We start from the raw sequence: 16,240 nt of genomic DNA, 5'->3' as shown, positions 1-16,240 counted from the left end.
GGTTCACCTCGCTAAAGGATAGCTTCCGCATGCCGGGCAGCATGGCATTGGATGTTTACAGCTACCGGCAATCCCCCTATATGGGTAGGATAGGTCTCTATGTGTACATCTAAAGCAGTGATACGGCCGCCTAGCCCTTGGGGGCCAATGCCTGTAGCGTTGATGCGCTTTAGGAGTTCCTCTTCTAGTTCAGATATATGGGGAGCAGGATGTCTTTCCCCTAAAGGGCGTAATAAGGCCTTTTTAGCTAAGAGGGCTGCTTTTTCAAAGTTGCCTCCCAACCCTATCCCTACTATTATAGGCGGGCAAGGGTTAGGCCCTGCTTGTTCTACTACTTCTAGTACATAGCGGATAATACCTTCTTTGCCGTCGGCCGGCTTTAGCATTTTTAGGGCTGAGGTGTTTTCGGAGCCGATGCCCTTGGGGGCTACAGTTATTTTTAGATTAGAGCCAGGAACTATTTCTGTGTGGATTATGGCAGGGGTGTTGTCACCTGTATTTTGCCGGATTAAGGGGTCTTTCACCACTGACTTCCGGAGGTAGCCACGGGTGTACCCCTTACGTACTCCTTCGTTTATGGCTTCATATAGGCTTCCCCCGGTTATGTGTACATCTTGCCCTATCTCTAGAAAGACTACGGCTATACCCGTGTCCTGGCAAATGGCCTCACTAGTAGAAGCTGCCAGCCTAGCGTTCTCCTTAAGAAGCTCCAAAATCTCTCGGCCCAAAGGTGACTCTTCTTTAGCTATTGCCTTGTCCATAGCCTGCCACCAGTCTTCGCTTAAAACGGTGCAAGCTTCTATACAGAGGCGCTCTACTGTGTCGGCTATCTGGCTTACGTGTATCTCTTTCATTGATTATCACCCTCTTTAGTTAGTGGCTTTTTCTTTTAAAAGTTTGCCTTAGGGTTTTTCCTTATTTTAATCCCTTCTTTCTAATTCGTCTTCCTCTCGATTTTACCTTGTTTATCTTTAGGTTTTTACTTCTTTTTTACAGTCTTCTTTTTTACAGTGGGTTCTGGGGCTTTAGGTATACCGGGTTTAGTGGTTGCTTCCAGTGGAGCTTCTAATAGCCTGGTCTGCTCTTTTTTCTGACCGAAAATAGCCTGGCGTTTCATAAGTTGTATAGCTAGGGCAGGGTCTACTCCTTTGGGGCAAACTTCGGCGCAGGCGCCAGCCATATGGCAACGCCAGAGGCCATGTAGGGTATCCACTACGGAGATACGTTCCTTAAAGCCGTTATCCCTGTTGTCGGAGCTGTACCGGAAGGCTTGGGCCAGGGCTTGTGGCCCTAAAAATTCCTCGTCGGTGGCTACTGTTGGACAGGCAGAAAGGCATATACCGCATTTTAAGCAGTAGGCGAATTGTAAGTAGCTCTCAAGCTGGGCCGGAGATTGATAGTATTCCTTGGTAGGACGGTCGAGCTCCAAGGGATCAGAGGTAATGATCCACGGTTTTACTTTCTGGTGTTTATAGAATAAAGGTGTTAGGTCTACTACTAGGTCCTTTATAATCTCGTAGTTGGGCAGAGGTTTTATCTCTATGGTGTCTGTGTGTAAAGACCTAACTTGGGTTTCGCAGGCCAGCCTCGGTAGGCCGTTGATGTACATGGCGCATGAACCACAAATACCCATACGGCAGGAAGCTCGAAAGCTTAAAGTAGCATCAAGGTTTTCTTTAATGTAAAAAAGGCAGTCTAAAACGCTCATGCCAGGCTTTATAGGTACTTGATAGGTCTGCATGTAGGGTTTAGCGCCTTTTTCAGGATTGTACCTCTGGATTTTAAAGGTAGACATTATATTCCCTCCATAATGTAGGTGATAATGACGACGTAAGTTCCTAAGGTAAAGGCTATAAGGCCCAAGGCCGTTATAGTTAGAGTGAGCAGGTGGTCTATCCTAGGATATATAATCTCACTAAGTATAGAACGTAACCCGTAGAGACCATGATAGAGAGCTAAACCCAGCAGGGCTAGGTAACCTACTACCCAACCTAAGCTTTTCCCCCTAGCCATAACCGCGGTGTACTCCAGTGGATCCTGAGGAGCTAGGCCTAGGTAAGCTGCCAGGGTGTTAAGATGCATAAGGAAAAGGTGTAAGCCTAAAAGAATTAGAAGGCAGGCGGCAGCTATAAGGGAGAGTAGCCAGTAATGTGCTTCCCGCAAGGTTTTTTGCCTCCTACTCTCAATTTTGGGGCTTAAAGATTATCTTGGGGCTCGGTAAGAGTAGCTTCGTTAAATTATAAAGAAGTCGAGTCCGCTTATTAGTAGAAGGAGGATCGTGATAAGCATAAGTAAAATCATAAGAGGGCGTTGTCTTTTTATAGAAGAAACATAGGGATATTCCTGGCGCTGGGGTTTGCCTATACACATCCCTAGTTCGATGATAATAAGGCGCAGGCCATTGGCCGCATGGAATATGGCCCCTGCCATGAGTATATATTCGCCCAGTTTAAAGGCTGGCCCTGAAAGGAGAGCCATGGTCTTCTCCCAGGCACTGGCTCCATAAAGACGTGCCGCAGTTACGTAGATATGCAAAAAGAGGTAGAGGATGAGGCCTAGGCCGGTTATACGGTGCAGGGTGTAAAGGTAACGTTCTAGGCTATAGCGGCCTCCATAAATCCATCCTTTTATCCCCAGACGGTTATGGTAACGTTGCATAATCTTCACCTTCTCGTTTACGTTTTGTGGGCTTTTTTCTGTTTTGGAACTTTACTCATTTTCATGAGCTTAGGGCTCCTTGGGTTTTCTTTAGTATTTTCTCTCGGTAGGTTTCCAGATGGTTATGTTTACGGGGATGTATTCTAGTCTTGGACCTGAAGGGGTATGGTAAGCTAGGGTGTGTTTTAGCCAGTTCTGGTCATCCCTCTGGGGAAAGTCGCGCCTTGCATGGCCTCCCCGGGATTCTTCTCTGGCTAGGGCGCCTGCGACTATGACTTCAGCTAGTTCAACCATGTTTTCCATTTCGAGATAAGATACTAGATCAGTGTTGTATATTCTGCTCTGGTCTTTCAGACTGCACTTTTTTAGCCGTTCTTTTAGTTCTTTTATCTGTGTTAACGCCTTTTCTAATCCTTGTTTAGTGCGAAATACTCCTACATGCGTATCCATGGTTTCACGGAGTTCTTTCCTTATAGTGTAGAGGTCTTCGGTACCCTTGCGCTGGAATATTTCTTCCATGACCCGGTGTTCTTCAGTACGGGCTTTTTCTTTGGGTACTTCAGGTAAGGATGATACCTTCATAGCATGTAAAGCCGCTTTCTTACCAGTAATAGCTCCCCAGACCAGGCATTCGGCTGTAGAGTTAGTGCCTAGCCGGTTTGCTCCATGGATGGATACGCAGGCTACTTCACCTGCTGCCCAGATACCTTCTATTGGTGTGGCGCCTTCCTTATTTACGTGGATGCCCCCCATGGAATAGTGGGCTACTGGCCTTACAGGAATAGGTTTGTCTACAGGGTCTAGCCCAGCAAATTTTATGGCTACTTCCCTTATGAGGGGAAGCCTTTCGTTTATTTTCTCTCGACCCAAGTGCCTTAAATCTAAGTGTACGTAGTCTAATCCTTGGGGTCCTGGAAAGCCCCTGCCCGCCTCGATCTCTAACATCTCTGAACGGGACACAATATCCCGTGGGGCAAGCTCCATCATCTTCTCGGCATACCTTTGCATAAACCGTTCACCTAGGTTGTTGATGAGGTATCCTCCTTCCCCACGGGCCGCTTCTGTAATGAGAATGCCCGAAGGGACAAGCCCCGTAGGGTGAAATTGAACAAATTCCATGTCTTTTAAGGGTAGTCCCGCTCGGTAGGCTATGGCCATGCCGTCCCCAGTTACGGTGTGGCTGTAAGTGGTAAAGCCATATATCCGGCAGGCCCCGCCTGTGGCAATGATTAGGGCTTTAGAACGAAAGGCTAAAAACTCTCCGCTCTTTAGATCTATGGCGGTAAGACCACAGTACTTGCCTTCCTCCACTAGTAGTGAGGTGGCCATGCATTCTTCATATTTGGTAACCCTAGGGTATTTAAGTAATGTGTCATAGAGGGTGTGGACTTCAAAGAAACCTGTCTTATCTGCGGCGAAAACCGCCCGCGGGAAGCTATGGCCGCCAAAGGGGCGCTGGTCGATCCTTCCATCCTTTCGCCTAGACCAGGGTATACCCCAGTGTTCAAGCTGCAGGATTTCTTGGGGAATGGTCTGGACAAACAACTCTACAGCATCCTGGTCGGCTAAGAAATCACTCCCCTTTACTGTATCCCAGGCGTGAAGTTCTGGGCTATCTCCCTCCTCGGGCCTTATTACTGCTCCTGTACCACCTTCGGCGCAGACAGAATGGGGCCGTACAAGCTGAGTCTTAGCTACTATTGCTATGTCGAGTTGGCCCTGGCTTACCCTGGCTGCTTCAATGGCTGCCCTAAGCCCAGCAAGTCCTGCGCCAAGGATGATGAGATCGTGGGTAAGAATTTCCATAAGATGTGTTGGCGACCTCCTCTTAACTTAAGCTTAACCCACCCTTCTAGCGTTCTTACTGTAAATAAAAAACCTGGCATACAGGACCATGAACTAATCAGATCCTCTACGCCAGGCTTTACCTGTTTTACTAGAGGATAAAGCCCATTTATCCTCTCACAAGTAAAGTGGCTTCTTCCTTTTTGCCATCCTAATCAAGATTTGGATATATATTATTCGCCTTATTAGTGCAAAATCCTCCTATGTTTACCCAAAAAAATTCTAAAAATCATGTTATCCTATTCACTAAAACGAATTAGAAACTATAGTCTATGCGATAACAAGAGACAACTCCTGCCTCAAGCTAGCAGTGTTCCTTTTAGGTGTTCCTTTTAGAAAGGTAGGATATACGGTGTATTACATAACCACAGCTAATAATAAGAAAGCTTACTAATACCCCCAAGAAAAGGGGATCTAAATCAACCCGTAAAAAGAATTTCCCTGCCAACATAGATAGGGGGGCCAAAACCATAGATATAACTGCTGCTTTCCTATCCACTTTGCCCTTAGCAAAAAGTGCCACACATAGGGGTAGAAAAACTGTTACCCCTCTTAATCCCATGGACATGAAGCTCCATTTAAGTACCAGCGATTTGATATTGCCAGTGATAAATAAAAGTGTAAGGGCCAAGATAACCAAAATCATAAATCTACAAGCCTTTAAAAGGGTAACATCGCTGGCTTTTTTATCTAAGTAAAGCTTATAGATATCCTTTACCAGAATGGTACTGATACCCAGCGTCAGACCAGCTCCTGTACCTACTACCGCTATCAAGAGCGTAGCCAGAATAACCCCACCTAGCCACGGATTTATATGGGTTAAGATGAAAAGAGGAAAAGCCGCTGCAGAATCGATAGCGGGAAAATGTATTCTCATATATAGACCAACAAAAATACCTGCTAAACCAATAGGTGGGATAAGCATCGCACTTAGTATCGCCCCTAACCTAGCGTGGTTTAGGCTCTTTCCTGCAACCACAGCCTGAATATAGGTTTGGGTAGACAAAACGCCGATGATCAGGGAAAAACCGCTGGCAAAATCCTGCCAGAAACCCCGGCCGAAAAAGCTAAAATATGGATAAGCTGGAAACGAGGCCTGGTATCCGGCCCAACCTCCGCCCCACATCCAAGCCATAAGCCCCGCACTGAGCATGGCTATATATATAAGAAATAGCTTAACTATACCTACCAGGCCTGTTCCCCATATACCCCCAAAAGCAACATAGAAGGCCATAAGTAAAAGAGACAAAAAAGCAGCAGGTAAGGGCGAGATTTTAAACATGGTGGTTAACAGGGCAATAGCCGAAAGGACCTGGGCTACAATATTCAAAAATATGCCCAAAGAAACAAATATGGTAGATACAGTACCAGAAACGGGGCCAAATTCAGCCATCAATATCTCTGGTACTGTGTCTTTCTGGCCTTGATAGAGCGGTTTTACAAAAAAAAGAGCCAAAAATAGACAACCGATGCCTGCCCCTAGAGTAAACCACCAGGCGGCAAAACCGTAAAGGTAAGCCATCTGGGCAGTACCAATAGTGGAGGCACCTCCCACTAGGGTGCCCACAATGGTACCAGCCACAATAAGGGCGTTTGCTTTATGTCCCCCTACCAAAAAGTCCGCCGAGCCCCGGATGTGTCTTCCTGCATACTTTCCTACCAAGGCAACACCGATCAAAGTCAAAACAGCAGCAACCACATGCTTTGCTGTAAGATCGTATCCCATGGCCAGAAGAGTATCTCCATATTCTTATGTAAGAATAAACCTTTGGCTTTGTTCTTTGAGTTTTTCCATAAGCTTAACTAAATCCTTTGTCCTAGCACTTATATTTTGAGCTGCAGCGCTCATCTGCTGAGCTGAAGCCGCTATTTCTTCTGTGGAGGCTGCGCTTTCTTCAGACGTGGCTACGATATCATTTATGGCCGAACTTACTTTCTGGGCTTGTTCCATTACGGTCTTGGCCTGGCCTTCCACTTCCTGTAACAGCTCGGCTACCTCCTGTGACCCCCTTGCGATACTTTCAAAATAACGTAGCGCCTCTTCAGCTATACACGCTTGTTCCTTCACCAGGCGAGTAGCTTCCTGCGTTGCCTGGACAGCTCTTTCCACATCCCCAGTTACTTCTACCACAACCCTGGCTATTTCCGCAGCCTGTTGGCTAGAGGCTTCAGCTAACTTTCTTACTTCTTCGGCTACCACAGCAAAGCCTCGGCCAGCCTCGCCGGCTCTGGCTGCCTCAATAGCCGCATTTAAAGCTAGCAAATTAGTTTGTTCTGCTATACCAGTGATAATATCCGTTATGCCTCTTATTCTTTGGGCTTGGTCTGCTAGGCGCGCCATGGCTTCCTGAACCATACCCGCTTTTCTTAGGGTCTCCTCATTCTTCTGGTCCAGGGCCTGCATTATATTTTTGCCCTCCTCAGTACGTTGAAGGGTTTGCCCTGTCTGCCCAGCTATCCGTTCCACATTTCTTGCCAGAGCAGCTATCTGTTCGGCTGTTTCTTCTGCTGCACTGCTTATATGGCTGGTGCTCTTAACCATTTCCTGGGCACCTGCTGAAATTTGATTTATATTTTCTGTTACCTGCTCCGTTGCCCTAGCTGTATCGGTAGCAGCCTGAGAAATTTCCTGGATGGCTACCTCTAGGTCCTCTGCAGCTTGGTTAATATAAGTCAAGATAGTTTTACTATTATCGATCATCTTCTTTAGTGCACGGCCTAAAATACCGAGTTCCCCAGAAAAGCTAGTAGCAATAGCCACCCTCAAGTCGCCTGTGGCCAGTGTATTGGCCTGCTCGGCTATCTTCAAGATAGGCCCAGAGAACTGCCGACTCACCGCGAAGGCTAACAATACAGCTAGGAGGGCCATAAGAAGAGCAGCACGTTGACTAAAATGCACCATGTTGTACACCGGCCCATAAACCTCGCTGGTCTCGGCTGCCAGGGCTATAGACCAACCGCTTATCTTCACCGGCGCATAGGCCACTAGTTTCTCTACACCTTCCCAGGTGTACTCACCTATCCCTTCTTCACCCTGCACCATCTTCTCAGCAATAGATTTTAGGCTTTCGGAATTGCTCTGGGTCAAGTTCTCGTTCATGACCATCTTCTCATCAGGATGGGCCATGACCACACCGGTTCGATCGATCATATAGGCGTATCCCTTGTTCCCATACTTAGTGCGGGCTACCATATCAGTTAAGACATCAGTCCTAATTGACATAGCCAGCACCGAATTACCACCAGGTACTCTAACTGGTATCGCTATTATAATGATCTTGTTACCTGTTGTTTTGGCAATTAAAAGGTTAGATACGCTTATCTTACCTTGAATGGCCTCCTGAAAGTATTCGCGATCTTTTATACTAGGAGTGGCACCCATAGAATTAACCGATTGTCCATCGCTACCGGCCCATAAAATGAGTTCTGCTTCAGGGACAGCCTGTTTCATGCTTTTTAAAAAAGCCATAATCTGTTCTTTATCGCCTGATTGGAAGACTGGATTTTTACCTAACTCTTGTAAGCAGACAATTTTCTCATTTAACCAAGCTTCGATTGCTCCTGAAGTCAAGGTAACACTATGTATCATATTCTGTTTACATTGGGCAACAATTTGACTGCGGGTAATATAATAATTAATAAAGCTAACCCCTACGAGGGGTACAAAGGATACAACTAAAAACCATATCAGCAAGCGCCCGAACATGGTCTGGGTAAATCTTAGCTTCACCCGTGTTATAAACCTCCTTTACGCCACCTATTTCCCTCACCCTGTTTACCTCAAACAAAGACCCCAAAGTTATACTTCTAGTACTCGATACCTGGTTGAGAGGGTATCCCTTGTCGGTAGTGGTGTTTAATATCTTTAACTTCGCTAACCATATCCGCTTTTTCCATAATTTTATCCGAGGCATAACGGCCAGTGAGGACTAAGGTAACTCCTTCAGGCTTAATCTCTATTAATTCTAAAACATCCTCCGCTTTTAATAGTCCATAATCAACCGCCACATTAACTTCATCAAGAATAACAAGTTCATGCTCTCCGGCCTGGATCACCTGCCTGGCCAATTCTAACCCTTCCCTGGCCAGTCTCAAATCTTCCCGGCCAGGGTCTCCTTTTTTCACAAAAGTAGGAAGGCCCTTTTGCACCAGGGTAAAATGAGGGAGATATTGGGCCGCTTGAATTTCTCCATATTCTGCGCTCCCTTTCATAAATTGAATCATAAAAACCCTTTGCCCATGCCCTATAGCCCTCAAGGCCAACCCCAAAGCGGCTGTAGTTTTCCCTTTACCATTGCCAGTATAGACTAAAGTCAATCCCTTCCTCATCTGAGTTCCCCCTCCTATACCTTAAGTATTTGATGCAGTCCCGTGGTATCTAACCCATTAACAAAACAACCGAGACCTTAAGTACTCCAAATACCCCCTAAGGCTATTCTCTAAGAAATATCTTTCCCTCTGCTGAATAGCGGGATCTAACCGATAAAAGCTCTCCAATAAGGGATCTCTTGTCGTCAATTCATCCATAAGAACAACTAATAGCTCCTTCTCTTCTTGACGCTGGAAGCCCCTACAAGCAGCGGTGATAATTTCTCTCCAGCGGTATAACTGCTGGCGAGCGAGCTTAAGAATCCTCTTGGCTCCCGGTGCCCAACCAAAGTGACCAAAACAAATGCTAGTCCCATCGTCCACTAACTTCAAAAGAGCATCCAAAGAGCCGATTGCAGTTTCTAGGAAAAATTTAGGAGGGGTAGCCGGTCGTAGATAAAAACCTTGTCCTAAATCTAAATAAACCCCTGCTGCCTCCCCTACAAACAAAAAATTTCGCCAGAGGAAGCTTAAATGGTGGGGAGCATGGCCAGGGGTTTCTATAGTATTTATTTGAGGTACTTGGTCGACAAAGTTTTGGGTAGGTACCGGTTTAATCGGCCCATAGAAGTATGCCAAATCACCTAAAACCCTAACACTGGCCTCCCATAGACTAGTAGGATTTTGCAAGTGCTGCCGGGCCTTGGGATGGGTAAGCACAAGGGCCTCAGGGAAATACTGCAATAACTCCCCTACACCACCAGCATGGTCCAGATGAATATGAGTCAGAAGAATATAATCTAATTGGGAAACGCTCAAATCCTGGAGGGCAGCTAGTAGTTGTGGCAAAGCAACGGCTGGTCCCACATCTATTAGAAATTGCCCATCCTCGCTCTTTAGCAGCCAAGAGCCAATGAATTTCCGGAAACCCTCCCGCTTTAGGGGCAATTCAATAAGGTAGAGCTCGCCGTCGGAAAAAGTGCTCACCAACTCCGCCATAACCGTTCATCCTGTCGTTGATTCTTTACTGCTCTCCCATTAAGGGTGCTCGAGAAATAAATTAACGCCACGCGGTCTCCTGCGGCAAAAATCTAACCTCAGACCTCTTGACGCGCAGCCTTCAAGAGCTGCAGTTGTCTTACAATGTTCCTTCCCAACGTACGGCACTCATGTAGGGCCAGAGAATCTTCTTCTACATCTTTTTTCCATATTACCCTGCCATCTTCCAGCCGTTCAAATAGAGTGCCCATGGGCCCATGGTTATAGATCCTACCCTCTTGGTCTCGGCTATCTACTACTATCATGCCATGGCTGGCCAAATAACGTTCCATTATTATTTGGGTTAATTCCTGTCCACCATTTCTTAGCCCCGCATGGGTAACTGCTGCACCCACCTTACCATGAAGAGTGTTGCGGCACATATGCAACCAACGGGTCCGGTCCATGAAATTTTTCATTAGTCCCGTTACATTAGAAATATATACCGGAGAACCCAATACAATGGCATCGGCTGCTAACATCTTATCCGTGATCAGTTTAATGTCATCATCCTGGATAGAACACTCTATTACCCGTAAGCAATGGTTGCAGGCACGGCAAGGTTTTATATTATAATCGCTCAACTCCAAGAGCTCTGTCTCCGCTCCCAGGCTACGTGCCTCTTCCAAAACCGTCTCTAACATCTTAGCGGTATTACGTCCTCTGCGATGGCTACCATTGATAGCCAAAATCTTCATACCCCACTACTCCTTTTTAATATTGTTGCTCCTGGTCAGTACCTTCTGGCCATACCACCTACAGCCGCCGGCTTCTTACTCTGTCAAACTTTCCGGTAGTTTATACTATGGTTATATTTTTTTATGATTTTATGGCCGCCCGTATGTGCTTTAGCCTATTAAACTTGGCCTTAAGTGCTGATTCCACCACGGGAGGAACCAGCCCCTTAACACATCCTCCTACAGAAGCTACCTGTCGTACCACCCGGGAACTTAAGAAGCAATATTCTGTAGCCGCCATAAGAAATATAGTTTCTAATTCTCCTGCCAGTTTCTTGTTCATCATCGACATTTGAAACTCCTGTTCAAAGTCCGAAACCACTCGCAACCCGCGAACAATAGCACAGGCCCCTTGCTGCCGTGCAAATTCAACCAACATTCCATCAAAGGTTTTGACCTCTACCCGGGGAAGATCTTTAATGGAGGTTCGCACTAATTCGACCCGTTCACCTAGGGTGAAAAGGCGTTCTTTGGAAGGATCCTGAGCCACGGCTACGATTACTTTATCAAATAATTTGCATGACCGTTGAATTACATCTAAATGACCTAGGGTTATGGGATCAAAAACCCCCGGGTATATCGCTATCCGCATTGTCCTCCAGCTCCCCAGGGCTTTTTGGATAAGTATAGCCGGAGGAAGCCTTCCTCTTTAGACTTCCTCCCAGCTATCTTATCCCGAAGCTAGATACTCTAACCACAACAGCCAAGATTTATTCATTATTTCTTCTGATTTTTTTACTTCTCTTTTTTACTTCTCCGGCTCTTCTCTCGCAGGGAAAAGCCGAGTTAGCAAATTGATTAAAGCTATGAAGATGAGGATAACCCCAAACATAGTAGGCAGAGCTATACCCATAAGTTCCAGTGCAAGTGCCACAGTTCCCATTTATGTCGCTCCCCCCTAGTTCCATCCCTAAAGCGTGTACAAATTGCCAGTGCCCTTTAATTCTATCCCAGCAGTGCAGGCACTAAGGCCAAAACCAATCCACCAGCTATAATGGACCCAATCTGCCCAGATGTGTTAGCTCCTATAGCATGCATGATAACAAAATTATGAGGATCATCCTTTAATACTAGCTTAGATATTACTCTAGCAGACATAGGAAAAGCAGAAATACCACACGCACCTATAGCGGGATTGATCTTCTCTTTTAAGAAAAGGTTAAGAAACTTGGCTAAAAGCACTCCACCAGCAGTATCAAAAATAAAGGCTACTAACCCTAAACCCATAACCATGAGGGTTTTTAGGTTTAAGAAAGCGCTAGCTTCCATAGTAGAGCCAATAGTTATACCTAAGAGCAAGGTCACTAGGTTGGCTAACTCGTTTTCAGCTGCTTTAGCCAGCCGCTCCACTACCCCAGCTTCCCGTAAAAGATTACCAAACATGAGGGAGCCAATAAGGGCTACTGAGATGGGAGCGATGATCCCAGCCACAACGGTAACAACAATGGGAAATAAAATCCGGACTGTTTTAGACACCGGTTTCCCTTCTCGATAGGGCATACGGATCATACGTTCTTTCTTGGTAGTTAAAAGCTTTATCACCGGCGGCTGAATGATGGGCACCAGGGACATGTAGGAATAGGCAGCTACAGAAAGGGGACCCAAGAGGTGCTGAGCAAATTTGGTGGCCACATAAATAGTGGTAGGCCCGTCCGCCGCTCCTATAATACCTATGGAAGCTGCCTCCTTTAGGTCAAATCCTAAAAGAGCTGCTATTACTATCGTAGCAAAAATACCAAATTGGGCTGCCGCCCCAAAGACCATCATGAGGGGATTACGCAAAAGAGGGGTAAAATCGCACATGGCTCCTACAGCTATGAAGATTAAAATAGGAAACAGCTCGTTTAGAATACCTCCATGAAGTAGAACGGTCAGAAACCCTTCCTCACCTACTGCTGAAGAAAAAGGAATGTTGGTTAGAATGGCGCCAAAGCCTATGGGTAACAGCAGCAAGGGTTCATAGTCTTTAGCTATAGCAAGGTAGATCAGTATACCGCCAATCACAAACATGATAACTTGCTGGGGCGTAAGTCCAGTTATGCCCATCAAAAGCTCTTGCATAGTATCACCTCAATCTCTTTAGATGAACTGCTATATTTTTAAGTCTTGCGGGGCGGTCCGCCCGCCCCGTCTAACTCCTTCTTTTTCTAAGCTATAGACCTAAAATACCAAAGAATAACAGGCAGACAATACCGCCCACTACTGACATGGACAAACCCCAAATCAGAAGATTACGGAACAATTTAGCCTTATTTTCGTGTTCACCAGCACAGGCTATACAAAGAGCCCCTAAAGTAGATAACGGTGAGGTATCTACTAGATGAGCACCAACGTTAACGCTAGAAATCAAGGCTACTGCATGGTGTACCTGCTCAGGTATACCCATCAAACCAAGCTTTTGCAGCAAACCAGGAACAAGGGGTAAGAACATGGGCATGACAACACCAGAAGAGCTAGAATAAGCAGAAATAACTCCATCTATCAAAGCAACCCAGAAATGCACAGTAAGAGGCGTAGAAATAGCACCAATTAAATTAACTAGTACGTTTAAGCCTCCTGTTTTGTCCATAACCTCAATAAGGACTGTAACCCCGCATACTAGAAGTAGGACGAACCATGGGACGCGTTTCACTGCTTCCTTAACACTAGCTACGTTGCACAGGATCAAAATACCCGACAGTATAAAAGCTATAGCGCCAACATCTGAGAACATGTTGAGGGCCCATTTGGGTAAAACAGCTTTGGCCCCTGGAAACCCAGGTGCTAAAACTAGAACAATGAAGAGAATAATAGCAATAAGTGTAATCCACTGCTGACGGTTAAAAGGTTCGGGTCGTGGAGCAATCTCATCGATGTTTAAAGAAGCGCCCCGCTGCCTTCGCATCCAGGCAAGCCCGCCTAGAAGCAGGAAACCTCCGATATTGGTGATGCCCTGGGCTACCATGGAGTTCCAGTAAACCTTCCACTCTATTCCTAGTATATCCTGGGGATTGATACCTAGCTGGGGAGCCATTTTGGAAATAAGCCCCATGGAAATAATACCAGTCGGGGCAAAGGGTGAAAAGCAAGCAGCGTTAGCTGCACCGACTACCAGAAGCGTCATTAAAAACGCACTTATTCCGATGCGACCAGCAATGGCCATAGCTAAAGGAGCCACTAAGGCCGTCGCAGCGATATTGCCAGGACCGATGGTGGTAAGAATAACCACTATCACAAAGATAATCCACGGAATCAAAGCAGTGTTACCTCTAGCCAGGCGTACGGCGTAGGCAGTCAGCTTCTCTAAGGTTCCATTTTCCTGCGCCAAACTAAACATGAAGGTTACGCCTAACAGTATCATGAACAAAGATGTAGGCCAGTATTTTAATATATCACCGCCCTTTAATCCACCCCAACCTGCACCTACAATAAGGGCAGCGGCAATAGCAAGCAGCCCCGGATTCCACTCCTCCCGAAAACAACTGACAATAATAACTATCGCTAGGGCTACCAAAGATAACAAAGCTGCTATGGTCACCTAAAACACCCTCCTTTTTGAAATATCTGGTATCTTATCTTGCTATGAATATCCTGTTAATCGTAAATTATTTAGATTTCTTCTGTGCTGGCGTGATCACCCCTTGCGCCTCTAGTTCTTGAAGTTCAGCTTCGCTATAGCCAATCTCCTGGAGTACCTCGTATGTGTGCTGCCCTAATGTAGGAGCCGGCTTAGTTATATTTCCTGGTGTTCTGGAAAGCTTAAGGGGTGTGCCAGCCATCCATACGACCCCCGCCACTGGGTGTTCTACCGGGACTATCATATCTCGGTGACGTATTTGGGGATCGTGGAAGACCTGGCTTATATCCTGTAACGGACCACAGGGTACTCCAGCAGCTTCAATAATAGCTAGCGCCTCAGCAGTGGTATACTGGCTGAATACAGAACGTAAAATAGCATAGAGTTCTTCCCAGTTTTGCGTGCGTAAAGGATTGGTTTTAAACCGTGGATCGTCAATAAGATCTTCACGTTTGATAGCCTGGCAGAACCTACGCCACAAGTTATCATTTCCTACAGCGATGATCACATATCCATCCTGGGTTCTTAAAGCTGTAAAGGGTGTAATGGACGGATGTCGGTTTCCTATAGGTTTCGGTACTTCACCTCCTGTGCTGTAACGTACAATGGCATTTTCTAGAATCGCTACTTGACAATCTAACATGCTTATGTCTATATATTGCCCTCTTCCACTCCGTTCCCGCTCCGCTAAAGCAGCTAAAATTCCAATAACAGTAAAAAGAGCTGCTGTTATATCCGCTATGGATGCCCCTACCCTCGTGGGCTCTCCCCCTGGATGGCCAGTTATGCTCATGATCCCCCCCATCGCTTGTATGATAATATCGTAAGCCGGACGCAGCCGGTAGGGACCGGTCTGGCCAAAACCAGAACAGGAAGCATAGATTAGCCGTGGATTAAGCGGCTGAAGGTCTTCATAGCTAATGCCAAGTTTAGCTGTGGTGCCTGGCCGAAAGTTCTCTACCAGTACGTCCGCCTTCTGAACTAGCTTCTTGAATATCTCTACTCCTTTAGGTTCCTTAAGATTGAGTACCACGCTCCGCTTGTTGCGGTTGATACTCATAAAATAGGCGCTCTCACCCTTGACAAAGGGACCATAGTTCCTAGATTCGTCTCCCTCCGGCGCCTCAATCTTGATTACATCGGCTCCTAGATCCCCTAAAATCATAGTGCAGAAGGGCCCTGCAAGTACACGGGTGAGATCTATGACCCTTACACCAAGCAAGGCTTTTTCCATGAATCCTCTCTCCTTTTGAGGATCTAATTACCGCCCTTTATCCTTCGTTTCATTCGCCTGCGTCGTTAGGGGCAACGCCTAGTCTCTTTAACTTAAGGACAGCAGGGGTTCGCCCACGTTGACACTCGCACCTTCACTCACATAGACCTCTTGTACTGTACCATCAGCAGGAGCCACAATTTCGTTTTCCATCTTCATGGCCTCCAGTACCAATAGGACTTGTCCCTTCTTTACTGGGGTTCCCGCCTTTACCTTTACAGCCACTACTTTCCCGGGTAGAGGAGCAGTAATAACATTACCACTAGCCGCCGTAGGAGTAGAAGGAGATGAAGCTGCTGTACCAGAGACCGCCGGCGAAACAGGTACCGTAGGACTAGGGGTTGCCGAAGAAGAACTTCCAGTTACAACCGGAATTGTTACCGCCTGAAGGCCACCTCCTCCCTCCTTCTTTTCTTCTACAGTTACTTCGAAACGCTGGCCGTTTACATGGATGATGTACGTTTTCCTCATCTTACTGACCTCCATCTCAGGTTAAGTGGTAGAGTAGCTTGGAGTTCCTGGCGTCCGCTTAAGACCCAGGGGTTGGATGCAGTCACGGGGCGAGTCCAAACTGTAAAAGCGCTAGTTTCAGAAGCCGCTGTTACAGCAGCCGCTATTACAGCTGCAATTTGGGGATCTAAACTTGGAACCGTTCTGCTCCCTCCAACTGTACCCTCTCCAGCGGGTGCAAATTTTTGTTCTTCTTCTCCCCCTTCCACCTGCTCTCCTTTTTGGCGTTCCCGCCGCTGGCTCCACATTCCAACAAGGATGCCCATGACCACTAGAGCAGCCAAGGTAAGCAATCCTGCATAGGGCATGTTACCA

Annotated in this window: 17 protein-coding genes; all 17 read right to left on the bottom strand. The window is 46.4% G+C overall.

From position 1 onward, the window contains the following. Nucleotides 1-11: 11 nt before the first annotated feature. The gene (locus tag B9A14_RS09510) at nucleotides 12-854 is read right to left on the bottom strand and encodes a fumarate hydratase (RefSeq protein ID WP_084665472.1); all 843 of its coding nucleotides are present in this window, start codon (nucleotides 852-854) and stop codon (nucleotides 12-14) included. A 125-nt stretch (nucleotides 855-979) separates the two neighbouring features. After that, a complete protein-coding gene (locus B9A14_RS09505; protein ID WP_084665471.1) occupies nucleotides 980-1,795 on the bottom strand; it encodes a succinate dehydrogenase/fumarate reductase iron-sulfur subunit in 816 nt (271 codons plus the stop codon). Further along, nucleotides 1,795-2,163 (bottom strand): succinate dehydrogenase/fumarate reductase transmembrane subunit, encoded by a 369-nt coding sequence (locus B9A14_RS09500; RefSeq protein WP_084665470.1) that lies wholly within the window; start codon nucleotides 2,161-2,163, stop codon nucleotides 1,795-1,797. The genes B9A14_RS09505 and B9A14_RS09500 overlap by 1 nt, the downstream gene beginning before the upstream one ends. 69 nt (nucleotides 2,164-2,232) lie before the next feature. Continuing rightward, nucleotides 2,233-2,658 (bottom strand): succinate dehydrogenase, cytochrome b556 subunit, encoded by a 426-nt coding sequence (sdhC, locus tag B9A14_RS09495; protein WP_084665469.1) that lies wholly within the window; start codon nucleotides 2,656-2,658, stop codon nucleotides 2,233-2,235. Between the two features lie 90 nt (nucleotides 2,659-2,748). Beyond that, a complete protein-coding gene (locus B9A14_RS09490; RefSeq protein WP_084665468.1) occupies nucleotides 2,749-4,464 on the bottom strand; it encodes a succinate dehydrogenase/fumarate reductase flavoprotein subunit in 1,716 nt (571 codons plus the stop codon). A 358-nt stretch (nucleotides 4,465-4,822) separates the two neighbouring features. Next, nucleotides 4,823-6,229, bottom strand: a complete 1,407-nt coding sequence (locus B9A14_RS09485; RefSeq protein ID WP_084665467.1) for a sodium:solute symporter family protein — start codon at nucleotides 6,227-6,229, stop codon at nucleotides 4,823-4,825. Between the two features lie 24 nt (nucleotides 6,230-6,253). Further along, nucleotides 6,254-8,233 carry a methyl-accepting chemotaxis protein gene (locus B9A14_RS09480; protein ID WP_084665466.1) on the bottom strand — a complete coding sequence of 660 codons (1,980 nt, stop codon included), beginning with the start codon at nucleotides 8,231-8,233 and terminating at the stop codon, nucleotides 6,254-6,256. Nucleotides 8,234-8,310: 77 nt separating this feature from the next. Beyond that, a complete protein-coding gene (cobO, locus tag B9A14_RS09475) occupies nucleotides 8,311-8,832 on the bottom strand; it encodes a cob(I)yrinic acid a,c-diamide adenosyltransferase (RefSeq protein ID WP_084665465.1) in 522 nt (173 codons plus the stop codon). Between the two features lie 57 nt (nucleotides 8,833-8,889). Beyond that, entirely contained in the window at nucleotides 8,890-9,810 is a 921-nt protein-coding gene (locus tag B9A14_RS09470; protein ID WP_084665464.1) for an MBL fold metallo-hydrolase, read from the bottom strand. Nucleotides 9,811-9,908: 98 nt separating this feature from the next. Continuing rightward, nucleotides 9,909-10,547, bottom strand: coding sequence for a flavodoxin family protein (locus tag B9A14_RS09465; RefSeq protein WP_084665463.1), 639 nt, complete (start codon nucleotides 10,545-10,547; stop codon nucleotides 9,909-9,911). Nucleotides 10,548-10,668: 121 nt separating this feature from the next. Then, a complete protein-coding gene (coaD, locus tag B9A14_RS09460; protein WP_084665462.1) occupies nucleotides 10,669-11,178 on the bottom strand; it encodes a pantetheine-phosphate adenylyltransferase in 510 nt (169 codons plus the stop codon). Between the two features lie 156 nt (nucleotides 11,179-11,334). Further along, nucleotides 11,335-11,469 carry a hypothetical protein gene (locus B9A14_RS17995; protein WP_269456735.1) on the bottom strand — a complete coding sequence of 45 codons (135 nt, stop codon included), beginning with the start codon at nucleotides 11,467-11,469 and terminating at the stop codon, nucleotides 11,335-11,337. 62 nt (nucleotides 11,470-11,531) lie between these two features. Then, nucleotides 11,532-12,647 (bottom strand): sodium ion-translocating decarboxylase subunit beta, encoded by a 1,116-nt coding sequence (locus B9A14_RS09455; RefSeq protein ID WP_084665461.1) that lies wholly within the window; start codon nucleotides 12,645-12,647, stop codon nucleotides 11,532-11,534. A 91-nt stretch (nucleotides 12,648-12,738) separates the two neighbouring features. Continuing rightward, complete coding sequence (locus B9A14_RS09450; protein ID WP_084665460.1) at nucleotides 12,739-14,103, bottom strand: SLC13 family permease; 1,365 nt, start codon at nucleotides 14,101-14,103, stop codon at nucleotides 12,739-12,741. Nucleotides 14,104-14,170: 67 nt separating this feature from the next. Continuing rightward, a complete protein-coding gene (locus B9A14_RS09445) occupies nucleotides 14,171-15,376 on the bottom strand; it encodes a CaiB/BaiF CoA transferase family protein (protein WP_084665459.1) in 1,206 nt (401 codons plus the stop codon). Nucleotides 15,377-15,463: 87 nt separating this feature from the next. After that, on the bottom strand, nucleotides 15,464-15,886 hold the full coding sequence (locus tag B9A14_RS09440) for a biotin/lipoyl-containing protein (RefSeq protein WP_084665458.1): 423 nt from the start codon (nucleotides 15,884-15,886) through the stop codon (nucleotides 15,464-15,466). Next, nucleotides 15,883-16,233 (bottom strand): hypothetical protein, encoded by a 351-nt coding sequence (locus B9A14_RS09435; protein WP_084665457.1) that lies wholly within the window; start codon nucleotides 16,231-16,233, stop codon nucleotides 15,883-15,885. The genes B9A14_RS09440 and B9A14_RS09435 overlap by 4 nt, the downstream gene beginning before the upstream one ends. Nucleotides 16,234-16,240 lie beyond the last annotated feature (7 nt).

Source organism: Thermanaeromonas toyohensis ToBE (assembly GCF_900176005.1).
Classification (GTDB): domain Bacteria; phylum Bacillota; class DSM-521; order Neomoorellales; family Neomoorellaceae; genus Thermanaeromonas; species Thermanaeromonas toyohensis.
The sequence above is the reverse complement of the archived record's forward strand: the minus strand, read 5'-3'. Positions and strand labels throughout refer to the sequence as shown.